The sequence below is a fragment of the Bacillus sp. WC2507 genome (assembly GCF_052656125.1).
Window position 1 is genome coordinate 3,277,205 of sequence record NZ_JBQXPN010000001.1, and the last position, 17,112, is coordinate 3,294,316.

Sequence of the window (17,112 nt, forward strand, 5' to 3'; positions counted from 1 at the left end):
ACTTGTTCCTAAGTTCTGACACCCTATTATTTGTTCTTATATTTATCTGTTATACAATTCATTCAGGAAAGATTCCAATAGAGACATTCTTAAATAAAGAAAGACCATAATAGTGCAGATATTTTATACAGTTGCATGCGTGCCCCTATACAAAACTGCTATTGCAACTACTATAAGAATCATCCCCATAAAAGCAGGTGCGGCATGACCAAGTGATACATAAATTTGCCCTCCAATAATTGGACCAATCATTCTTGCCAAAGCTTGAATAGATTGGCTTCCACCCTGAATCCTTCCTTGTTCACTAGAATCGACAGACTTTGAGAGCATCCCATTGAATGAAGGCCCGAAAATCGAGTCACCAAAACCAAACAGTAACATCCCAACGATTAAAAGAGGATATAGGGAAAACAAAGCAGATGCTGCAATAAAACTGTAGCCAATAATCTCCGAAACCATCCCAAGTATTGCTATTTGTTTATCACTAAGCTTGCCCACAAGCTTTGGCATTATAAAAGCTTGTGAAATGATGTCTTGAAAGCCCATAATTGAAAACATAAGTCCGATTAGTGCAGGCTTCCAGCTAAAAGTATCCATCGTAAATTGTGTGAAAATTGCTTGTAAAGATCCGTTAGGTATCCAAAGTAAAAACGCTGAGACGAGTAACCATTTTAAGTGTTTCATAGAAAGTATGTTTGCAAGTTGTACAAAAGGATTTAACCTTACAAAAGTAATCTCTTTTAACCTATTATTTTTGTCAAGACTCTCAGGCATATATTTCATCCCATATAATACATTGAATAAAGTTATGAGCGCTCCAAAATATAAAGGTACAGAATGACCAAACTTTGCAAGTAATCCCCCAAGAGTTGGGCCAATGATGGTTCCTACACCTACCACCGCACTTACCCATCCAAAGTATTTCGTTCTCTGTTCTGGCGGAATGATATCTGCAAAATATGCGAAAATTGTACTGATACTCCCGCCTGTTATACCTTCTATTATGCGTCCAGCAAATAGTACCCATAAGGCCCCTCCTATACCAAAAACTAAGTACCCGAGTGCAGAACCGAAAAGGCATATTAAAAGTAATGGACGACGACCATATTTATCGCTTAAAGCCCCGAGTGCAGGAGCAGCAAAAAACACGCAAACCGCATAAACAGAGGTCAGTAGCGTAACAACTAGAGCCTGTTCTTCCGGACTACTTATATAAGGCTGCACTAAGAATGGCACTACAGGCATAATGATACTGAACCCTATACCACAAAGAAATACAGAAATAAGCCCGAATATTAAAGCATGTTTATCTATGTTTTTTTCAGTTTCCTTTTCATTTTGTGATCTAAATATAGACATTTAACTTCTCTCCTCAAAACTTTTTGTTGCTGTGTCAACAAAATAATAACTCCATTTTGTTGATTAGTCAACAAAAAACAATAATAAAAAGGTAGCCTCTTCTCATACGAGTAAGGCTACCTTTTTATTATTTAAATTTATTACGACTTAATATGTATACCTTGTTTCTTTATTTCTGCATCCAAATGCCTACTATATTTTTCCACGAAGCTAATTATACTGTCGAATTCTGCCTCGGTTACTTGCTCAAATACAACTTTATCCCGCTCTTGAAACTCTTTGTGCAAGTCTTCATGGATTTTATAAATTTCTTTCCCCTGTTCAGTAAGCCTAAAATAGATCTCTTTTTTATTCTCTGACTTTTGGTAGCTTTCAATAAGGCCTTTTTTTATGAGCTTCTTAGTCATCCTACTTATAGCACCGCGAGTTACATAAAAAGCCTCTGCAAGTTGTGTCACGTTAGAATCTGCATTGTTTTCAATATGTTCAATACAATGTACCTCAGAAGACTTAAACCCTTTAAGACCTTCTTCCATTTTATCCTTATTAAGCCAAACCATCTTATTATATAAGTCCCTGAAACCGTTCATGACCTGTTCTTCCTTATTCATGGCCTATCCTCCTAACCGCTCATTCATACATTAAAACCATTATATTAAATTTCTGTTCCCGTTTCGACAATATTGATATAATTATTTGAGTTATCTATGAAAATAGACGATTAAATAAAATAATTCACGAAACAACAAATAATGCAAGTATATTACAACTTGTACTACACAGTAGACAAAAAGTAAGAGCTAAGATAATTTCTCTTAGCTCTTACTTCATAAAATTAATATTTTTAAAATACTATTTCACTTCATTCGCTACAAAAAACTGTTCACAAACACTCGAAATACGCTGTAAGTCTACGTTTCCACCAGATATAACCGCTACTACTTTTTTCCCTTTGATATATGGATCCACTTTCCCTGCAAGTAGAGCAGCAGTAGCTAATGCGCCTGCACCTTCTACAACAGCTTTACCTCGCTGTAATAAGTCTTTCATCGCTACTTCTAATTCACCTTCTGATACTGTGACAATATCATCTACTAATTCTTTTACAACTTCAAAAGTTAAATTGCCTGGTATTTTAACCGCACAACCATCTGCTATAGTAGGTGCCTCATAATGTTCTACAATTGTACCTTTGTCATAAGATGCCTTCATTCCATGAACATTATCTGCTTGGACACCAATTATATGAATGGATGGATTAAAAGATTTTAATGCAACAGCAATACCAGAAATAATTCCACCTCCACCAATTGGTACAATGACAGTATCAACATCCCACATATCATCAAGAATATCTAATCCTATTGTACCTTGACCAGCCATTACTTCTACATCATCATATGGATGTAAGTATGTTTCACCTGTTTCCCTAATAATCTCTTCACATTTTGCCTTCGCATCATCAAAGGTTTCACCATGTAAAACCACTTCTGATCCATATCCTTTAGTTGCATCAACTTTCGCCTGAGGTGCAGAAATCGGCATAACAATTTTACTCTTAATACCGAGTAAATGAGCAGATAAAGCAATTCCTTGCGCATGATTACCTGCTGAACATGCAATAACTCCTCTTTCTTTTTCTTCGTCTGTAAGCTGTGACATTTTATTAAATGCGCCACGGAATTTAAAAGAACCCGTTAATTGCATATTTTCTAATTTCAAATGAATTTCTCCGCCTGTTTTACTAGTCAAATAAAAAGATTTCACTAATGGAGTTTTACGAGCATTTCTGTCTAGAATGTTTTGAGCTTTTTTAATGTCTGCTATATGTAATGGTAGTTTTTTAGTTATCATACTAACACCCCTTCTAATGATTTATAATTTACTGATTGTCTCATTCCTAAGTTTTCGTAGGCAATTACTCCTTTATACGCAACCAACCCTGTTAAAAAATCATTCCTCATATATATACGCTATTCTTTAAAGTACACAAATGCAAACAATTCAACATCCTCTTCATATCACGTTCTTTATAATGATTCAGGCATGCAATTTGGATCCAATTATTCTTTTGTAAATACGCTGATTCATAATGGACAATATATCCTTGTAACGCTAACGCATCACCTACTACTTTAGAAGAAAGACCTTCGTTTAATTGAATAGTAAGTATAATTGGCGCAGCATGTTCTTTAGGTGAAACAAGGTTTAAACCCATAGTGGTAATAACTTCTTCCATATAATCATATGTCTCATTTATTTTTACAAATGCTTTTTCATCTTCAAATTTCTTCAACGCTTCCTGCAATGCATAAATTAAATTCCATGAATGAGAATATGGAATACTTTCATTTTCTCCGTACATGCCAATGTCCATATAGGCTGGTAATGTCTCGTTTACTTTCACATTATGATTATGAAAAACGAAAGATAATCCAGTAAACGATTTAATTGCTTTTCCACTAACACCACTTGCAAAATATACACCCTTTAAATCTATCGGTATCGCTCCAATTGAACTGATACAATCTACACATAGTTTCACTTTATACTTTTCACAGAAAACATTTAGTTCGTCTAAATCATTTAACATTCCGGTTGATGTTTCATGGTGAACAAACCAAAGCCATTCATAATTTCCAGTTTTCATTATTTTTTCTAATTCTGTATAAATAAACGGTTCTCCCATTTCTTTTTTATACGTATCAAAATGTAATTGCGCGCGTGCTGCGTGTCCAACTAATCTATTTCCAAATTCCCCATTTGTTAATACGAGTCCTTTCCCTTTTAAAGAACGCAAATGTAAAGCAATGGCATCATTTGATAACGTCCCTGTTCCTAACATGATTTGCACACGTTTTGCTTTTGTCATTTGCAGTAAACGTTTTTTCACATTTTCAATTGTTACTTGAAATGACTTAGAACGATGCGAAATAGGCTTAGTAGAAAATGCCTTTCGAACATTCTCTTCAATATCTACTGGACCAGGTAAAAACGTATATTCTTTCGTCATAATCCCTCCAACACTCGACTCTTCAAACATAGCGGGGGTAACATACATTGGCTGGAAGGCTGCTTCTTCTGTACCAACTAACTTATGGAAAGTTTTGAATCCCATTTGCTCATATAAAGGTAGCTCACGTGTTGTAGCAGAAATGAGTGCCAATTCATATCCATTTAGAAGCAAATAACGATGTAAAAAGCGAATTAAACCTAACAACGCTCTTCCATTTCGATATTCACGTTCTACTGAAAGCAAACGAATTTCATATACGTTTTCTCCATGTTCTTGCAAATAAAAATCTAGATTTGAAATTTTATAATCTAACGAGAATGGTCGTTTTCCCCGCAATGCGACCATACCGACTAACTTATCGTCATCTAAACAAATTAAATATGTATTTTCTTCATGAAAACGATCTATACGAACACGCTCTTTCGTTTCTTCATGTTGCGGAATTTCTTCTACAAATGTTTTATAATTCAATTTATGTATACTTTCAAATTCCCAATCTTGATCAGCAACCTTGTAAATTAACCCCATGTTCTATCTCCTTTATGCATTTAATAAAAATTATAAGTGGAGATTAACTCCACTTATTAAAAGTTCATTTCATTCTCGATTTACATATAAAATAAGTACAATTATAAGAGCACTTAAAATAGTCGTAACAATAGAGTAAGAATACAAAATTATGCAAATTGGTAAACAAGCAATTGTAATTAACCCTGGCTTAGTAAATCCTTTAAAGATTAAATAAAATATAATGAAAACAGCAACAAGAGTAAGCGCTATCAAATAATCAAATGCGATTAATCCTCCAATAAATGTTGAAATGCCTTTTCCGCCCTTGCCTTTAAATACAATTGGGTAAATATGTCCAAGTAAAACAGCTAGTAAAGCTAACATTACAAAAGTAGAATCTTCAAAAAGGTATTTTGCAATAGAAACTACGATTGCCCCTTTAATTGCATCACCTAAAAATGTAGCGACGAAATACCCTTTTCCATATACGCGCCCCATATTTCTTGCGCCAGGATTCCCACTTCCTTCATCCCGAATATCAACGTTATGTCTCCATTTTGTTACTATATAAGCGGTCAATATGTTTCCAAATAAATAAGAAGCCACCAAATACAAAAACTGCATACTATTAATCATGTAATCATTCACTTTCTACATGGGAGTACTTATACAATATTCAATGACTATGTATATTGTACTTTTCTTGCTTTAGATCCCTTCGTATATTTTAACATCATTTTTTTACAAATCATACAAAAATTCACATACAACTATTTTTAAAAATATATATTCTTCATTAAATAATATGCTCCTTTCGCAGCTGGTTCTGATTGTGATAAAAATGTAACTTCTCCTATACTCTTCTCACAGCCTTTCTTAAATTCAGCATATATTTCAGGAACGAAACACAATATGCTGCCACTTACTGCAATTGAAGTTGGGTGCTTAAATTTCAGCTTGTTATAAACATTTACTGTAATCCTAGCTAATTCCTTTCCAGTTTGCATCATAATTTCATGTGCATCATCATTCCCATTTCTCGCTTTCTCAATAATGAATGGTGCAATTGCTGCCACTTTATCTTTTGAAGAAATATATACTAGACTTTTTATATGAGACGGTGTCAAAAGTTGAAACTCGTCTTGAATACTTAAGCTTAATGGGCGAAGTGGAACTCCTTGATCAAATTGATTTGCCATTCTCTTTAAACCTTGTAATGCAATCCAATATCCGCTTCCTTCATCTCCTAAAATATGTCCCCATCCACCGCTATACCCGTACACTTCTCCCTTCTTTCCTAGACAAATCGCACCTGTACCACCAATCGTTAAAATTCCCTCCTTCCCTTTTAAAGCCGCTGCATGTGCAATCATTGCGTCATTATAAACTTCAATTTGTGTTCCGTACTTCTTTTTTAGACGAAATGTTAATTCATTTGTATTTGCTCCACTTGCACCCGCTAATCCTAAACAAACACAAACGCAATTCCCATTTAATAAACCTTTCTGGCATTGATCAATCGCTTCCATAATATGAAAAAGTGCTTCTTCAAAATCTATTAATATGTTTCCAAATCCACTTGTAGCTCTTACAAGTTCGTTTCCATCTTTATCAAATGCAATTGCTTCTGTCTTTGTTCCCCCGCCGTCTACTCCAATCATATACTTCATATGTTCGCCTCATTTTCATCATCTTATTGGAGGGAATGTGATATTCCCTAAAACTACAGATTGCTTTGCACCTGTTGCACTTGGCACATTACTCGGATTACAATGATGTGTTTCGTTTGCTAAAATTGCAAAGGCGATTGCTTCTTTCGCCTCTGAAGAATAGCCTATATCTTCTTGAATGAATATTGCGCACTTTTCTTCCTTCAATCCATACCGTATCATTTCAACAAGTGTACAATTATAACTGCCACCACCACCTAAAATCACCTCATCGATTTCATAATACGGCAGAATAAACTCCTGATAATGATGAACAATCGATCTTGCTGTAAACATTGTGACAGTCGTCAATATATTTTCTTTACTATGCTTTTCAAACCGCTTCAATAACTCACTTACAAATTCTTCTCCAAACTGTTCTCTACCAGTTGATTTTGGTGGATTCATTGTCAAAAATGAATGGTTCATACAATATGTCAAAATTTCATCTACAACTACTCCCTGTTTTGCAATCTTACCATTTTGATCATATGGCAACTGAAATAACCTTTGACATACTTCATCAATTATCATATTGCCTGGACCAGTATCAAAAGCTATTACGCTCTTATCACTTCGGTGATTTGGTATTACTGTTACATTACCGATCCCGCCAATATTTTGTAGTAGTCTATTTTTAGTTGGATGACGATACAAAATAATCTCTGAATATGGTACAAGTGGTGCACCTTGTCCCCCTGCTGCCATATCCATCGTTCGAAAATTAGAGATAACCGTAGTGTTCGTTTCATATGCTATAACTGCTGGTTCTCCAATTTGCAATGTGGAAGGAATCAAATTACCATATTGCTTTGGCTGATGATAAATCGTTTGTCCGTGAGAACCTATTAAATCTAATTGTTTCAAAGAAAAATTGGCCTCTTTACAAACTTCCTTTACAGCATTGGCAAAACATAAACCGAGCTTGAAATTTAAACTACATATGAGTTGGACATTTGAATTTTCTATTGATAACGATTGTTGTATTTCATTTTTTGTATCATTACAAAATGGAACAGTAGTAAAATGGATAAGTTTGACCTTAGACTCTACACCACTCCCTTCTATATGAACGAGTGCTAGATCTATACCGTCTAACGATGTACCTGACATTATGCCTACAATATACATAACATGCATGACCTCCTATTTACTAAAAAACAATCATGTAAGTTACAAACGTACAACCGATCGAAAATAATATGAATCTAAAAAACAACTGAACTTTCGATGTGAACGATCCATCAATGAAAGAAACAACTACTGTAAGCAAAATACTTGCCGCAATGCTTGTAACGAGCCATATACTATGCATTTGTGATAAATGTAGCATTCTTAATAAAGGTACAAAAAGTAAATTTGCACATATCACTCCAAATAATAATAAAGATACACCTTTATAACTAAATTTTATATTCATTCCATTTCACCCTCTCTGAACTTCATGTGAAAGAAGTGATAGACAACATGCCTATCACTCAAAATAAAATATAAAACTTACGGATTAACAGATTCTCCATCACCATTTTTCTCAATTTCAAGCATGTTTTTGTCGTACATTTTAAAGAATGGTAAATAAATAAGGAATGATATTGTTATGTTTATAAATACGAGTACAATCGCTCTCCAATCCCCACCTGTTGCTAAATATGCACCAATTGGAGCTGGTAATGTCCATGGAGGCATTATATGTGTTGGTGTAACAAACCCCATCGCAGTTGCTGAGTATGCAATAGTTGCTGTTACTAGTGGTGTAATGATAAATGGGATAATTAATATTGGGTTTAGTACAATTGGCAATCCAAAAATAACAGGTTCATTAATATTAAAAATACCAGGCACAATACAAGTTCTTGATAATGCCTTCGAATATTTTGATCGACCAAATACAATCATAGCTAATACAAGCCCTAACGTCGCACCAGAACCACCAATCCATATAAACCATTGGTATAATGGTTCTGGTGAAATGAATGGTAACTGATTTGCGCCACTAGCAACTGCTTCACCATTTTTCCCTAAATATACTTCCCATAATGGCCGGGCAACAGTTCCAACAACTGACACACCATGAATTCCGAATGACCAAAAAAATGTAATTAAAAATACTGGAATGATTACACCGAAGTAACTATCACCAGCTTTTACTAACGGTGCCGCTAATTTATCAACTACATGATGTAAATCAATACTAAAAACGACAGTTACTAAACTCATTAAAATAATAACGAATGCAGCAGGTATAAGTGCTTCAAACGAACGTGAAACAGACGGCGGTACTTGTTCTCGCATTTTAATCATTACATTTTTCGTCTTACAAAATCTTAAAATCTCAACTGATAAAATAGAAACAATCATCGTCACGAATAATCCATGACCACCGAGATTTGTCATCGGAAGCATAAACCCTTTTTTATCAATTAATTCAGGCGTTAATGTTAATAGTAATGAACATACTGCAAGCTGTGCTCCTGATAAAGCATCTAGCTTATAACTTTTCGCTAAATTATACCCTATTCCAAATGCTATATATAAAGACATAATAAACATCGTTAAACGATATGGTATTAATATACTGGTTTGATTCTTTAATGCCCAAACGGATATGAAACTATCTTTCGGTAAAGGTGGAAATGCTACGATTAAAAAGAAACTTCCTACAATAATAAATGGCAAAGCTGAAATAACTCCATCACGGATTGCTTGTAAATGCCTTTGCTCAGAAAGCCTTGCCATCGGTCCAGATAAGTTTTTATCAAGAAACGTGACAAACTTATTCATAACACTTCCCCCTAACTAATTAAATCATTTACAGTTTTTAATAAAGTCGATCCACCAAGCGGCGTATATGCTTGCGGCGGTATGATACCGCATGGAATAGATTCCTCTTCTGCAAATTTTTTTACAGAGTCAAATCGATGTCTTACTTGAGGTGCAACCATTACAACATCCCAACCATTCTTTACTTCTTCCTCTACCTCACTTGTTCCAATTGCATGGACTTCCATGTTCATACCTTTTTTCTCCGCCTCTTTTTTTAAAGCGTTTACAACAATTGCGCTGGACATCCCTCCAGAACAAACGAATAAAACCTTCATTTATTAATCCTCCTATACTTATAATTTATCCCCTTCGAATGAAAGGAAGTTTCACTTTACTAACAAGCATATGAAGTTGTGAAAGAATTTAGTTATGATGAAAGTAAATTTCACTAAAAATATTCCCCCTATTAAATTAATGTTTCAATATGTATTTTTCTCAATTGTAAGAACAACCTCACCTCGGATATCATATTAGTTAACGATATAATAGGGAGGCGTATAAATGATCGTTAAACGTTTATTAATGATATGTTGTATCGTCATCTTTTTTATTCCTTTCTCTTTCATTTCCCCTTACTCTACTTATGCTGAAGTAAATACTACGTACAAAAAGCATGAATTACGCGCTGTATGGATTGCATCAGTTCTTAATATTGATTGGCCCTCAAAAACTGGCTTGCCTATCGAAAAGCAGAAACAAGAATTTATAAGATTGCTAGACGATGTAAAAAGCACAGGTATGAATGCAGTGGTTGTACAAATTAAACCAACCGCTGATGCTTTTTATCCTTCCAATTACGGTCCTTGGTCTGAATACATTACGGGGACACAAGGAAAAGCCCCTGGATATGATCCACTCGCATTTATGATTGAAGAAGCACATAAAAGAAATATAGAATTCCACGCATGGATTAATCCATATCGAATAACGATGAATCACACTGATATAAATCGATTATCGGATAATCACCCTGCAAAACAGCATCCGGATTGGGTTGTACCTTATGGCGGGAAATTATATTACAACCCTGGTATTCCAGAAGTGAAAAAGTTTATAACAGAAGGTGCTTTAGAAATTGTTCAAAATTATGACATTGACGGGCTGCATATGGATGATTATTTTTATCCATATAAAGTAGCGGGTGAACAATTCCCCGATCAAAAAACGTACGAAGCATATAATAACAGTAGATTTACTAATATAGAAGATTGGCGACGTGACAATGTAAATGAACTTGTAAAAGGTTTAAATACAGCTATAAAACAAGAAAAATCATACGTAAAGTTTGGTATAAGTCCGTTCGGCGTATGGCGAAATATAGCTGACGATCCAACTGGCTCTAACACAACTGCAGGTCAAAGAAACTATGATGACCTTTATGCCGATACACGTGAATGGATACAAAAAGGATATATTGACTACATTACACCGCAAATTTATTGGAATATTGGTTTCACACCAGCTGCATATGACATATTAGTAGATTGGTGGGTAAAAGAAACAAATAATAAACCGATTCACCTATACATCGGTCAGGCGGCCTATAAAATTAATAATAATTCTGTCCCCGCTTGGTCTGATCCGGAAGAATATCCAAGACAAATTGCATTAAACCGGTTATATCCTGAGATAAAAGGTAGTATGCATTTTAGCTTAAAAGATATGAATAACAATCCACTAGGAGTTAAAGATAGACTCTCCAAAGACATATATAAACATCCCGCATTAATCCCGCCTATGCCTTGGCTTGATCATGATCCCCCAAAACAACCGACTTTAAAAGGTGCCATTCCAAGAGATGAAGGTATTGCTATAGGTATCATTGATGATAGAGAGAATGACTCTGCTTATTACGCAATTTACCGTGTCAATGGAAAAAATGAAGTAGATATACAAAACCCAAAAAATCTACTTACTACTGTAAGAAAAACAAAACTCGGAGAAATTTATGTAGATAAAACAGCTATTTCTGGAGAAACGTATACGTATGTAGTAACTGCAGTTGATCGATTGCATAATGAAAGTGTTGCATCTAGTAAAACTACAGTTAAAGCAAAATAACATCTAATAAAAAAAGCGCCTTAAAAGCTAAGAACTATAGCTTTAAGGCACTTTTTTTATTTATTCTTAAACTTTTCAGTCGCTGCCCTCATCTTCACATTCAAATCGTGATCAATCGAATCACGAATATCTCGCTCGACTACTTCCATTTCTTTTTGGAAATTTTGCAAGTAGATTTTTAATTCTTCTTCTTTTTCTGGTCGTTGTGAAGGTGGTAATTGTACGACTAAAGATAGCATCGCTGTTAAATCTTTCATTAAAAACGTTTCAAGTTTATGTTGTTGTTCAAACATACGCTGCTCTTGATAATACGGTAAGGCATTTAATACTGAAATTGTAATATCATCAACCGTTCGTTGTAATGCAGGATTTATTGAGCGTTTATACGCTTGAATTGTATTTAATGCATCTGGATATCGATCATAAAAATACAATTTGTAAAACGATAAGTCTGTCGGTTTTACTGTTTGCTGCGTTTCTTGTCTTAAAAAATCTTTTACTTTCATCGCCGCTACATCAATATCTTCATTTGTAAGTTTTTTCGTTGTTTTTGCCATTACATGTACTTTTTTCTGTTTTTCTTTCGGTAACATTGAAAATACTTGCTCTCTCGTACGTTGACCCGATGCACAGAAAAGCGTGTTTAATGTATATTGTTCTTTCTTTCCTTCCGTACGAATCCAGCGATAAAAGAGTGGATGTTGTGTAAATTCTTGTAGAAACGGCAAAGATTTATTCGATAACTTATCTAAAGAATCGTGTGCCCTTTTATATGGTTTCGTCCATGAAAAAAACAGTTTGCGTCCGAAATATACAACTAAAACAACGACAGTAAATGCGATTAAAAGTAATGTACCCAATAGTACTAATACGGTTTGAATGAAACTCATTTTTTCACCTCCTCTAAAAGTCTGTTATTTCCTTGGACGCTGAATGAGTTTTTGTTTCATTTCATCATTAAATGTGTCTAATTCAATTACAAACTTCTTACTTGACTCTATAATACGTTCTGATGATTTCTCAGAAGCTTCAATCGCAGCAAATACGTTTTGGAATGATTCGCGTAATTTATCCATGCTAATTGCAGGATTTTCAAGAAGTTTTGTTGTTTCTTCTGTATTTTGTTTTAATGCTTGTGAGTTACTTAATACCATTGATTCAATTGCTTCATTTGTCGCATTCACTGCATCAATTGTTTTACGCTGATTTGTTAACGCTAGCTGGATAGCAGCTGAAACTGTTACAACGTTTTGCGTCATCGTAATTGCATTACGAATTGCCTCTGTTAACTTTTCATTATTTTTCTTAATAATGTCTACAGATGCGATAGATTGTAATAGCACACTTTTCGCTTGCTGCATATTACGTGTACGCACTAGAATCTTCTCTAACGCATCGTTAATTAATGGAATATCTCTTTGACGTTCTGGATTTTGTTTCTCAGCTTCCAGCATGCCAGCGAGTTTTCTTCCTAAGTATACTTGTTTATCAAGAGCGTGAATTTTATCGTGCGATTGCTCTTTAAGCATTTCAAGACCAACTGTATCTTCTTGTAAGTTGTCCCGACCAATTAGAAGGGATCTTATAATCTCCTCAATTTGCTTATCTATAGATTGATATTTATGCACGTATGTTTCAAGTGGGTTTTTCTTGAATACTTTAAACATAATTTTCTTCATTCCACTTGCTTTTAATGAATTCGGATCAAGCTCTGATACCACTTTTCGTAATTCTAACAATGTATTTGGTATTTCTTCGTTCTTTCCATTCATCATCGCTGTTACAGGACGTTTTAATGCTGACAACGTTTGTCCTGCTGCTTGTTGCTCTTTATCCCCTAAATCTCCTAGCTGGGACAATACTTTTGATAAATCTGTATTTTGCTCGCTATTTAACTTTTGTACATAAAGATCAGCTTCTTTATTCAGTTCCTCTAATTCTGCATCTTTTATAACTGTATCAACCACTACTTCTACATTATTATCTTTCACAATGGATACAGGTTCTTTTTTCTCGAGTTCAGTCAACAAAATCGCTCCTTTATTTATATGTGCGAATTTATTTGCACTATATATTTCATCTCATTCATCGAATTCCACTTGTTTGAAACCGATTTTCAAGAAATACCTGCATATGCAGTCATTCCCTGTTTCTTAGTATAAGTATACCTGTTCTCAACATTATTTTCCTCAGACTTAAGACCTAGAGTACAACATGCTGAAGGCGGATTCTTCGTATATTACGTATATAAATTATGTTCTTCTTATCCTACTGTACTCAATCTTTTGACATATACCCTTTTTCAATGTGATAATTAAATTGCGCTCACTCCTATTTCTTCTTGCGCGCTACGAATGCTCCATTTTGAAATGCCAATAACACCGTTTCAAATATTTCATCTTCTTCAATCATTTTTCTAAACTCGGCTAACTCACTCGCGTGAGAAGTAGCATTATCAACAACAAGAAAACCCTTTGGTTGTAAAATGCGTTTTATATGCTCAAGCCACCACATGTATTGCGTACGCTCTGAATCTAGGAAAATAAAATCAAATGAATGATCTAGTTGCGCATCTAAAAATGCCCCTGCTTCTTGATTATGAACATCAATCCTTTGTAAAAGGTTGGCCTTTTCAAAATTGACAAGTGCCTCTCCAACTCGTTCCGAAGAAAGCTCTACAGTTGTTACATTTCCATTTGTTTCTTCTACCGCGTTAGCTAACCACAATGTAGAATAGCCATTAGAAGTTCCAATTTCTAAAATGTTTTTTGCATTACACCCTTTTACTAAAATTGATAAAAATTGCCCCATTTCACGAGAAATATTCCGTAATTTTTCTTCCCGCGTTTTTTTATTTCGATCATGCTCTTCTCCATATTGTTCAAGTTGAAATAATAATGAATCTAACGTATCCATTTTTTCATCGCCTTTCTAAAGCAATATGATGAAAAAGCTCTTGCTGCCCGTCTACTTTCATTATATGCGAAACGAAAACCTTTTTCTCGTTATATGACAAAGATTTAAATTTTTTTATAGCATATTGTTTCGTTTTTTGGTAAAGTTAATTTCTACGTGCAATTATTCCATTCATACTATTTTTAATTCAATTGCAGTTATTAAATCATATAACCCCCAATTAAATGAATCGGTATTTCAAATTCAATTAAGCGCCCTTTCCGGACGCATTTTCTTTTGTTTATATATTTCTAGAAGAAAGGATGCTTACAATGAACGTGATTAGCTTAGATGCTGCTAGAAAACGAAAACAGCATAAAAAATTAATGATTACTATACCGATTATTTCACGTATTTATGAAGAAGACGGGGAAATTAAATTTGAGGTAGCCGGCGAAAAAGATGTACCTCTTGAAATGTTAGAGAAATAATAAAAAAGACGCAATTCAAAAGAAATGCGTCTTTTTTTATACTATTACATTTAAATGCATAAGTTTTTCAGGATTAACCATCATATAAATGTTTGAGATTTTCTCATCCTCAAATGCGAATGAAAGTACATACATCACTTTATTATTTATTGTAACTATAACGCCCGGTGCACCATTTACTATTTTGAAATCAATACTATACTTTTCTGGCAATCTTTTTGCAATTCCAAAGAACAAACGTATAATTTTATCTGCAGAATAAATCGGATTAATAGCAGTTGTAACTTTACCACCACCATCTGCTTTAAATATCGCATCTGTTTTTAATACTTCTAACATGCCTTCTGCATCCCCACATTGTAATGATGATACAAACTTTTCCACATAGACAGCCATTTTCTTCGTACTTAGTGTTGATTGCTTCGGCTTATCTAAAATACTTTTTCGTGCGCGTTGAAAGATCTTCCGGCAATTCACACTACTCTTATCAACAATTGAAGCTATTTCCTCGTAGTCATAACTGAAAACCTCTCTTAATATGAAAACAACCCTTTCTACCTCAGACAGTTGTTGTAAAAGTAATAAATATGCCGTAGAAATTGATTCTTTCATTACAAATGACTCTGCTGGCTCATCAGACTCTTCCACAAATGGCTCTGGTAACCACATCCCTACATATACATTACGTTTATGCGCTACCGAACGTAATTTATCAATTGAACGATTTGTCGCCATTTTACACAAATATGCTTTCATATTTTCTATAGATTGAACATTCTCTATATTGTTTATCGCGATAAATACGTCATGAACAATATCTTCAGCGTCCATAACACTCCCAAGGATTCTATATGCTAATGAAAATAATAATGGTTGATACGCTTCATATAATTGCTCCGTTTCCATGATGAATTGCCTCACTTTCTAATTGCTTTAAAATGTGTAACGCTGCTCGTTTCCCGCTTGCTACCGCAGCATCAGCTAATATTTCATCATGCCCAGCCCAATCTCCTGCAACGTAAACACCTGGCATTTCAGGTATAATAGGGCCCGGTTTTTCAACACGGTCAATATGAGGAAAATCATGTACTACCATTATTTTCGGTAAATATTGCTTTGCAACAACTTCTCTTTTCCAATTAGGATGTAGCAACTCCATCGTATTTTCTAACTGTGCTTGATCATCATGAAAATGATTTATCTCTAGCATAGGATTATGGTACTTAATTAAACTCACTACAATTGCTCCATCTTCACTTAATTTGGCTGCTCTTGATTGATTCGTGAAAAATATAGGTTGATCTAACCCTAATGCAAATTGATGTGTAGGGTTGGTTAAGCGTCTTAAACCAATATCTAATGCAGCAACGGTAACCCGTACCGATTGTTCACTCCATCTATACAAACTTGTTCCTTCTGCACCTTTTATTATTTTACAAGCCTCTTTTGGTGGAGTTGTCACGATGACTGTACCTACTTCAAATAACTCATCGTCAAAACAATGTATTCTTTGTTTATCTTCGTCATGCTCTATTTCCAAAACATGTTTATTAGCCGAAAATTGCACCCCGTGATTATTCGCTATATCTCTTAATTTTGTTATTATCGTCTCCCAACCACCATCTACATAAAATACTCCTTCTTTCATAGACAGCTGTATTTGCTTTAGTACAGATGATGCTAATTGCATTGTAGGAGCAAACGTATATGTTGTCGTTCGGCATAACGCATAAAATATATTTCGAACCATTGGATCTTTTATTTCTTTTTCTGCCCATGTAGTTAGACTCATTTTCGGAACTTCCCCTACATCTAAATTCCCTAAATGAATCATAAGACGCGAAAATTGTACTTTTGCAGACCATGAAAGTAGTGGAGTTGCTAAAATAGAGCGAAAATCTGTGGGGATGGTAAATACATCCCCTTTCCATATTCCATGTGCTTTTGTAGATGGCATTCCCCCTGGAAGATTCAAACCTAACTCATTAAAAGTTAAAAATGCTGCGCCTCCTCTGTATAAAGCATGTGCACCAAGATTCATGCAAATGCCATTTTTATTTACAGTCATCCCTCGACCACCGAAGCGACTGGATTTTTCCAATACAATAACTTTCCTTCCAGCTTTCGCTAAATATATAGATGCTGTTAATCCAGCAAGCCCACCGCCAACAATTGCTACATCAAATGTATTCATAATAAAATCCCTCCTTATCCGTTCTACATACAAGACGAACGATTAACGAGGGAT

The 17,112-nt window shown here is 34.6% G+C and carries 17 protein-coding genes; 2 read left to right on the forward strand and 15 right to left on the reverse strand.

The annotated features are described in order from the left end of the window. Positions 1-123 precede the first annotated feature (123 nt). From ACUN28_RS17430 to ACUN28_RS17475, 10 genes are all read right to left on the reverse strand, one after another. Entirely contained in the window at positions 124-1,359 is a 1,236-nt protein-coding gene (locus ACUN28_RS17430; protein ID WP_000021815.1) for an MFS transporter, read from the reverse strand. Positions 1,360-1,499: 140 nt separating this feature from the next. Continuing rightward, a complete protein-coding gene (locus ACUN28_RS17435; RefSeq protein ID WP_001030891.1) occupies positions 1,500-1,970 on the reverse strand; it encodes a MarR family transcriptional regulator in 471 nt (156 codons plus the stop codon). A gap of 241 nt (positions 1,971-2,211) precedes the next feature. Then, on the reverse strand, positions 2,212-3,213 hold the full coding sequence (gene tdcB / locus ACUN28_RS17440) for a bifunctional threonine ammonia-lyase/L-serine ammonia-lyase TdcB (protein WP_016134499.1): 1,002 nt from the start codon (positions 3,211-3,213) through the stop codon (positions 2,212-2,214). 106 nt (positions 3,214-3,319) lie between these two features. Next, complete coding sequence (locus ACUN28_RS17445; RefSeq protein WP_016136689.1) at positions 3,320-4,903, reverse strand: aminotransferase class V-fold PLP-dependent enzyme; 1,584 nt, start codon at positions 4,901-4,903, stop codon at positions 3,320-3,322. 69 nt (positions 4,904-4,972) lie between these two features. Next, on the reverse strand, positions 4,973-5,521 hold the full coding sequence (gene plsY / locus ACUN28_RS17450) for a glycerol-3-phosphate 1-O-acyltransferase PlsY (RefSeq protein WP_016087867.1): 549 nt from the start codon (positions 5,519-5,521) through the stop codon (positions 4,973-4,975). A 140-nt stretch (positions 5,522-5,661) separates the two neighbouring features. Beyond that, complete coding sequence (locus ACUN28_RS17455) at positions 5,662-6,555, reverse strand: BadF/BadG/BcrA/BcrD ATPase family protein (protein ID WP_016087868.1); 894 nt, start codon at positions 6,553-6,555, stop codon at positions 5,662-5,664. Positions 6,556-6,573: 18 nt separating this feature from the next. Continuing rightward, positions 6,574-7,725 (reverse strand): anhydro-N-acetylmuramic acid kinase AnmK, encoded by a 1,152-nt coding sequence (gene anmK, locus ACUN28_RS17460; protein WP_016087869.1) that lies wholly within the window; start codon positions 7,723-7,725, stop codon positions 6,574-6,576. Positions 7,726-7,747: 22 nt separating this feature from the next. Beyond that, on the reverse strand, positions 7,748-8,014 hold the full coding sequence (locus tag ACUN28_RS17465) for a hypothetical protein (RefSeq protein WP_016087870.1): 267 nt from the start codon (positions 8,012-8,014) through the stop codon (positions 7,748-7,750). Between the two features lie 77 nt (positions 8,015-8,091). Beyond that, positions 8,092-9,375 (reverse strand): PTS sugar transporter subunit IIC, encoded by a 1,284-nt coding sequence (locus ACUN28_RS17470; RefSeq protein ID WP_016087871.1) that lies wholly within the window; start codon positions 9,373-9,375, stop codon positions 8,092-8,094. Between the two features lie 11 nt (positions 9,376-9,386). Continuing rightward, positions 9,387-9,692, reverse strand: a complete 306-nt coding sequence (locus ACUN28_RS17475) for a PTS sugar transporter subunit IIB (RefSeq protein ID WP_016087872.1) — start codon at positions 9,690-9,692, stop codon at positions 9,387-9,389. A 226-nt stretch (positions 9,693-9,918) separates the two neighbouring features. On the opposite strand from ACUN28_RS17475, the gene ACUN28_RS17480 reads away from it, so the two are divergent. After that, positions 9,919-11,478 carry a glycoside hydrolase family 10 protein gene (locus tag ACUN28_RS17480; protein WP_016087873.1) on the forward strand — a complete coding sequence of 520 codons (1,560 nt, stop codon included), beginning with the start codon at positions 9,919-9,921 and terminating at the stop codon, positions 11,476-11,478. Positions 11,479-11,534: 56 nt separating this feature from the next. Here ACUN28_RS17480 and ACUN28_RS17485 read toward each other — a convergent pair whose 3' ends face one another. From ACUN28_RS17485 to ACUN28_RS17495, 3 genes are all read right to left on the reverse strand, one after another. Further along, positions 11,535-12,368: a DUF3974 domain-containing protein gene (locus ACUN28_RS17485; RefSeq protein WP_016087874.1), complete on the reverse strand. Its 834-nt coding sequence runs from the start codon at positions 12,366-12,368 to the stop codon at positions 11,535-11,537. 24 nt (positions 12,369-12,392) lie between these two features. Continuing rightward, positions 12,393-13,505 carry a toxic anion resistance protein gene (locus tag ACUN28_RS17490; RefSeq protein ID WP_000137398.1) on the reverse strand — a complete coding sequence of 371 codons (1,113 nt, stop codon included), beginning with the start codon at positions 13,503-13,505 and terminating at the stop codon, positions 12,393-12,395. Positions 13,506-13,809: 304 nt separating this feature from the next. Further along, on the reverse strand, positions 13,810-14,394 hold the full coding sequence (locus tag ACUN28_RS17495; RefSeq protein ID WP_016087876.1) for an O-methyltransferase: 585 nt from the start codon (positions 14,392-14,394) through the stop codon (positions 13,810-13,812). 311 nt (positions 14,395-14,705) lie between these two features. On the opposite strand from ACUN28_RS17495, the gene ACUN28_RS17500 reads away from it, so the two are divergent. Then, the gene (locus tag ACUN28_RS17500; protein WP_001100983.1) at positions 14,706-14,864 is read left to right on the forward strand and encodes a hypothetical protein; all 159 of its coding nucleotides are present in this window, start codon (positions 14,706-14,708) and stop codon (positions 14,862-14,864) included. 36 nt (positions 14,865-14,900) lie between these two features. Here the strand turns inward: ACUN28_RS17500 and ACUN28_RS17505 are convergent, their stop codons facing one another. Further along, positions 14,901-15,770 carry a sigma-70 family RNA polymerase sigma factor gene (locus ACUN28_RS17505; RefSeq protein WP_016087877.1) on the reverse strand — a complete coding sequence of 290 codons (870 nt, stop codon included), beginning with the start codon at positions 15,768-15,770 and terminating at the stop codon, positions 14,901-14,903. After that, positions 15,748-17,058: a phytoene desaturase family protein gene (locus ACUN28_RS17510; RefSeq protein WP_016087878.1), complete on the reverse strand. Its 1,311-nt coding sequence runs from the start codon at positions 17,056-17,058 to the stop codon at positions 15,748-15,750. Before ACUN28_RS17510 ends, ACUN28_RS17505 begins: the two co-directional genes overlap by 23 nt. Between the last annotated feature and the right edge of the window lie 54 nt (positions 17,059-17,112).

Bases quoted from the DNA above. Each gene is read 5' to 3' on its own strand.
- ACUN28_RS17485 (WP_016087874.1), bottom strand. From the start codon at position 12,368: ATGAGTTTCATTCAAACCGTATTAGTACTATTGGGTACATTACTTTTA.
- ACUN28_RS17495 (WP_016087876.1), bottom strand. From the start codon at position 14,394: ATGGATACGTTAGATTCATTATTATTTCAACTTGAACAATATGGAGAA.
- anmK (WP_016087869.1), bottom strand. From the start codon at position 7,725: ATGTATATTGTAGGCATAATGTCAGGTACATCGTTAGACGGTATAGAT.
- ACUN28_RS17510 (WP_016087878.1), bottom strand. From the start codon at position 17,058: ATGAATACATTTGATGTAGCAATTGTTGGCGGTGGGCTTGCTGGATTA.
- ACUN28_RS17465 (WP_016087870.1), bottom strand. From the start codon at position 8,014: ATGAATATAAAATTTAGTTATAAAGGTGTATCTTTATTATTATTTGGA.
- ACUN28_RS17480 (WP_016087873.1), top strand. From the start codon at position 9,919: ATGATCGTTAAACGTTTATTAATGATATGTTGTATCGTCATCTTTTTT.
- plsY (WP_016087867.1), bottom strand. From the start codon at position 5,521: ATGATTAATAGTATGCAGTTTTTGTATTTGGTGGCTTCTTATTTATTT.
- ACUN28_RS17505 (WP_016087877.1), bottom strand. From the start codon at position 15,770: ATGGAAACGGAGCAATTATATGAAGCGTATCAACCATTATTATTTTCA.
- ACUN28_RS17470 (WP_016087871.1), bottom strand. From the start codon at position 9,375: ATGAATAAGTTTGTCACGTTTCTTGATAAAAACTTATCTGGACCGATG.
- ACUN28_RS17475 (WP_016087872.1), bottom strand. From the start codon at position 9,692: ATGAAGGTTTTATTCGTTTGTTCTGGAGGGATGTCCAGCGCAATTGTT.
- ACUN28_RS17435 (WP_001030891.1), bottom strand. From the start codon at position 1,970: ATGAATAAGGAAGAACAGGTCATGAACGGTTTCAGGGACTTATATAAT.
- ACUN28_RS17455 (WP_016087868.1), bottom strand. From the start codon at position 6,555: ATGAAGTATATGATTGGAGTAGACGGCGGGGGAACAAAGACAGAAGCA.
- tdcB (WP_016134499.1), bottom strand. From the start codon at position 3,213: ATGATAACTAAAAAACTACCATTACATATAGCAGACATTAAAAAAGCT.
- ACUN28_RS17500 (WP_001100983.1), top strand. From the start codon at position 14,706: ATGAACGTGATTAGCTTAGATGCTGCTAGAAAACGAAAACAGCATAAA.
- ACUN28_RS17445 (WP_016136689.1), bottom strand. From the start codon at position 4,903: ATGGGGTTAATTTACAAGGTTGCTGATCAAGATTGGGAATTTGAAAGT.
- ACUN28_RS17430 (WP_000021815.1), bottom strand. From the start codon at position 1,359: ATGTCTATATTTAGATCACAAAATGAAAAGGAAACTGAAAAAAACATA.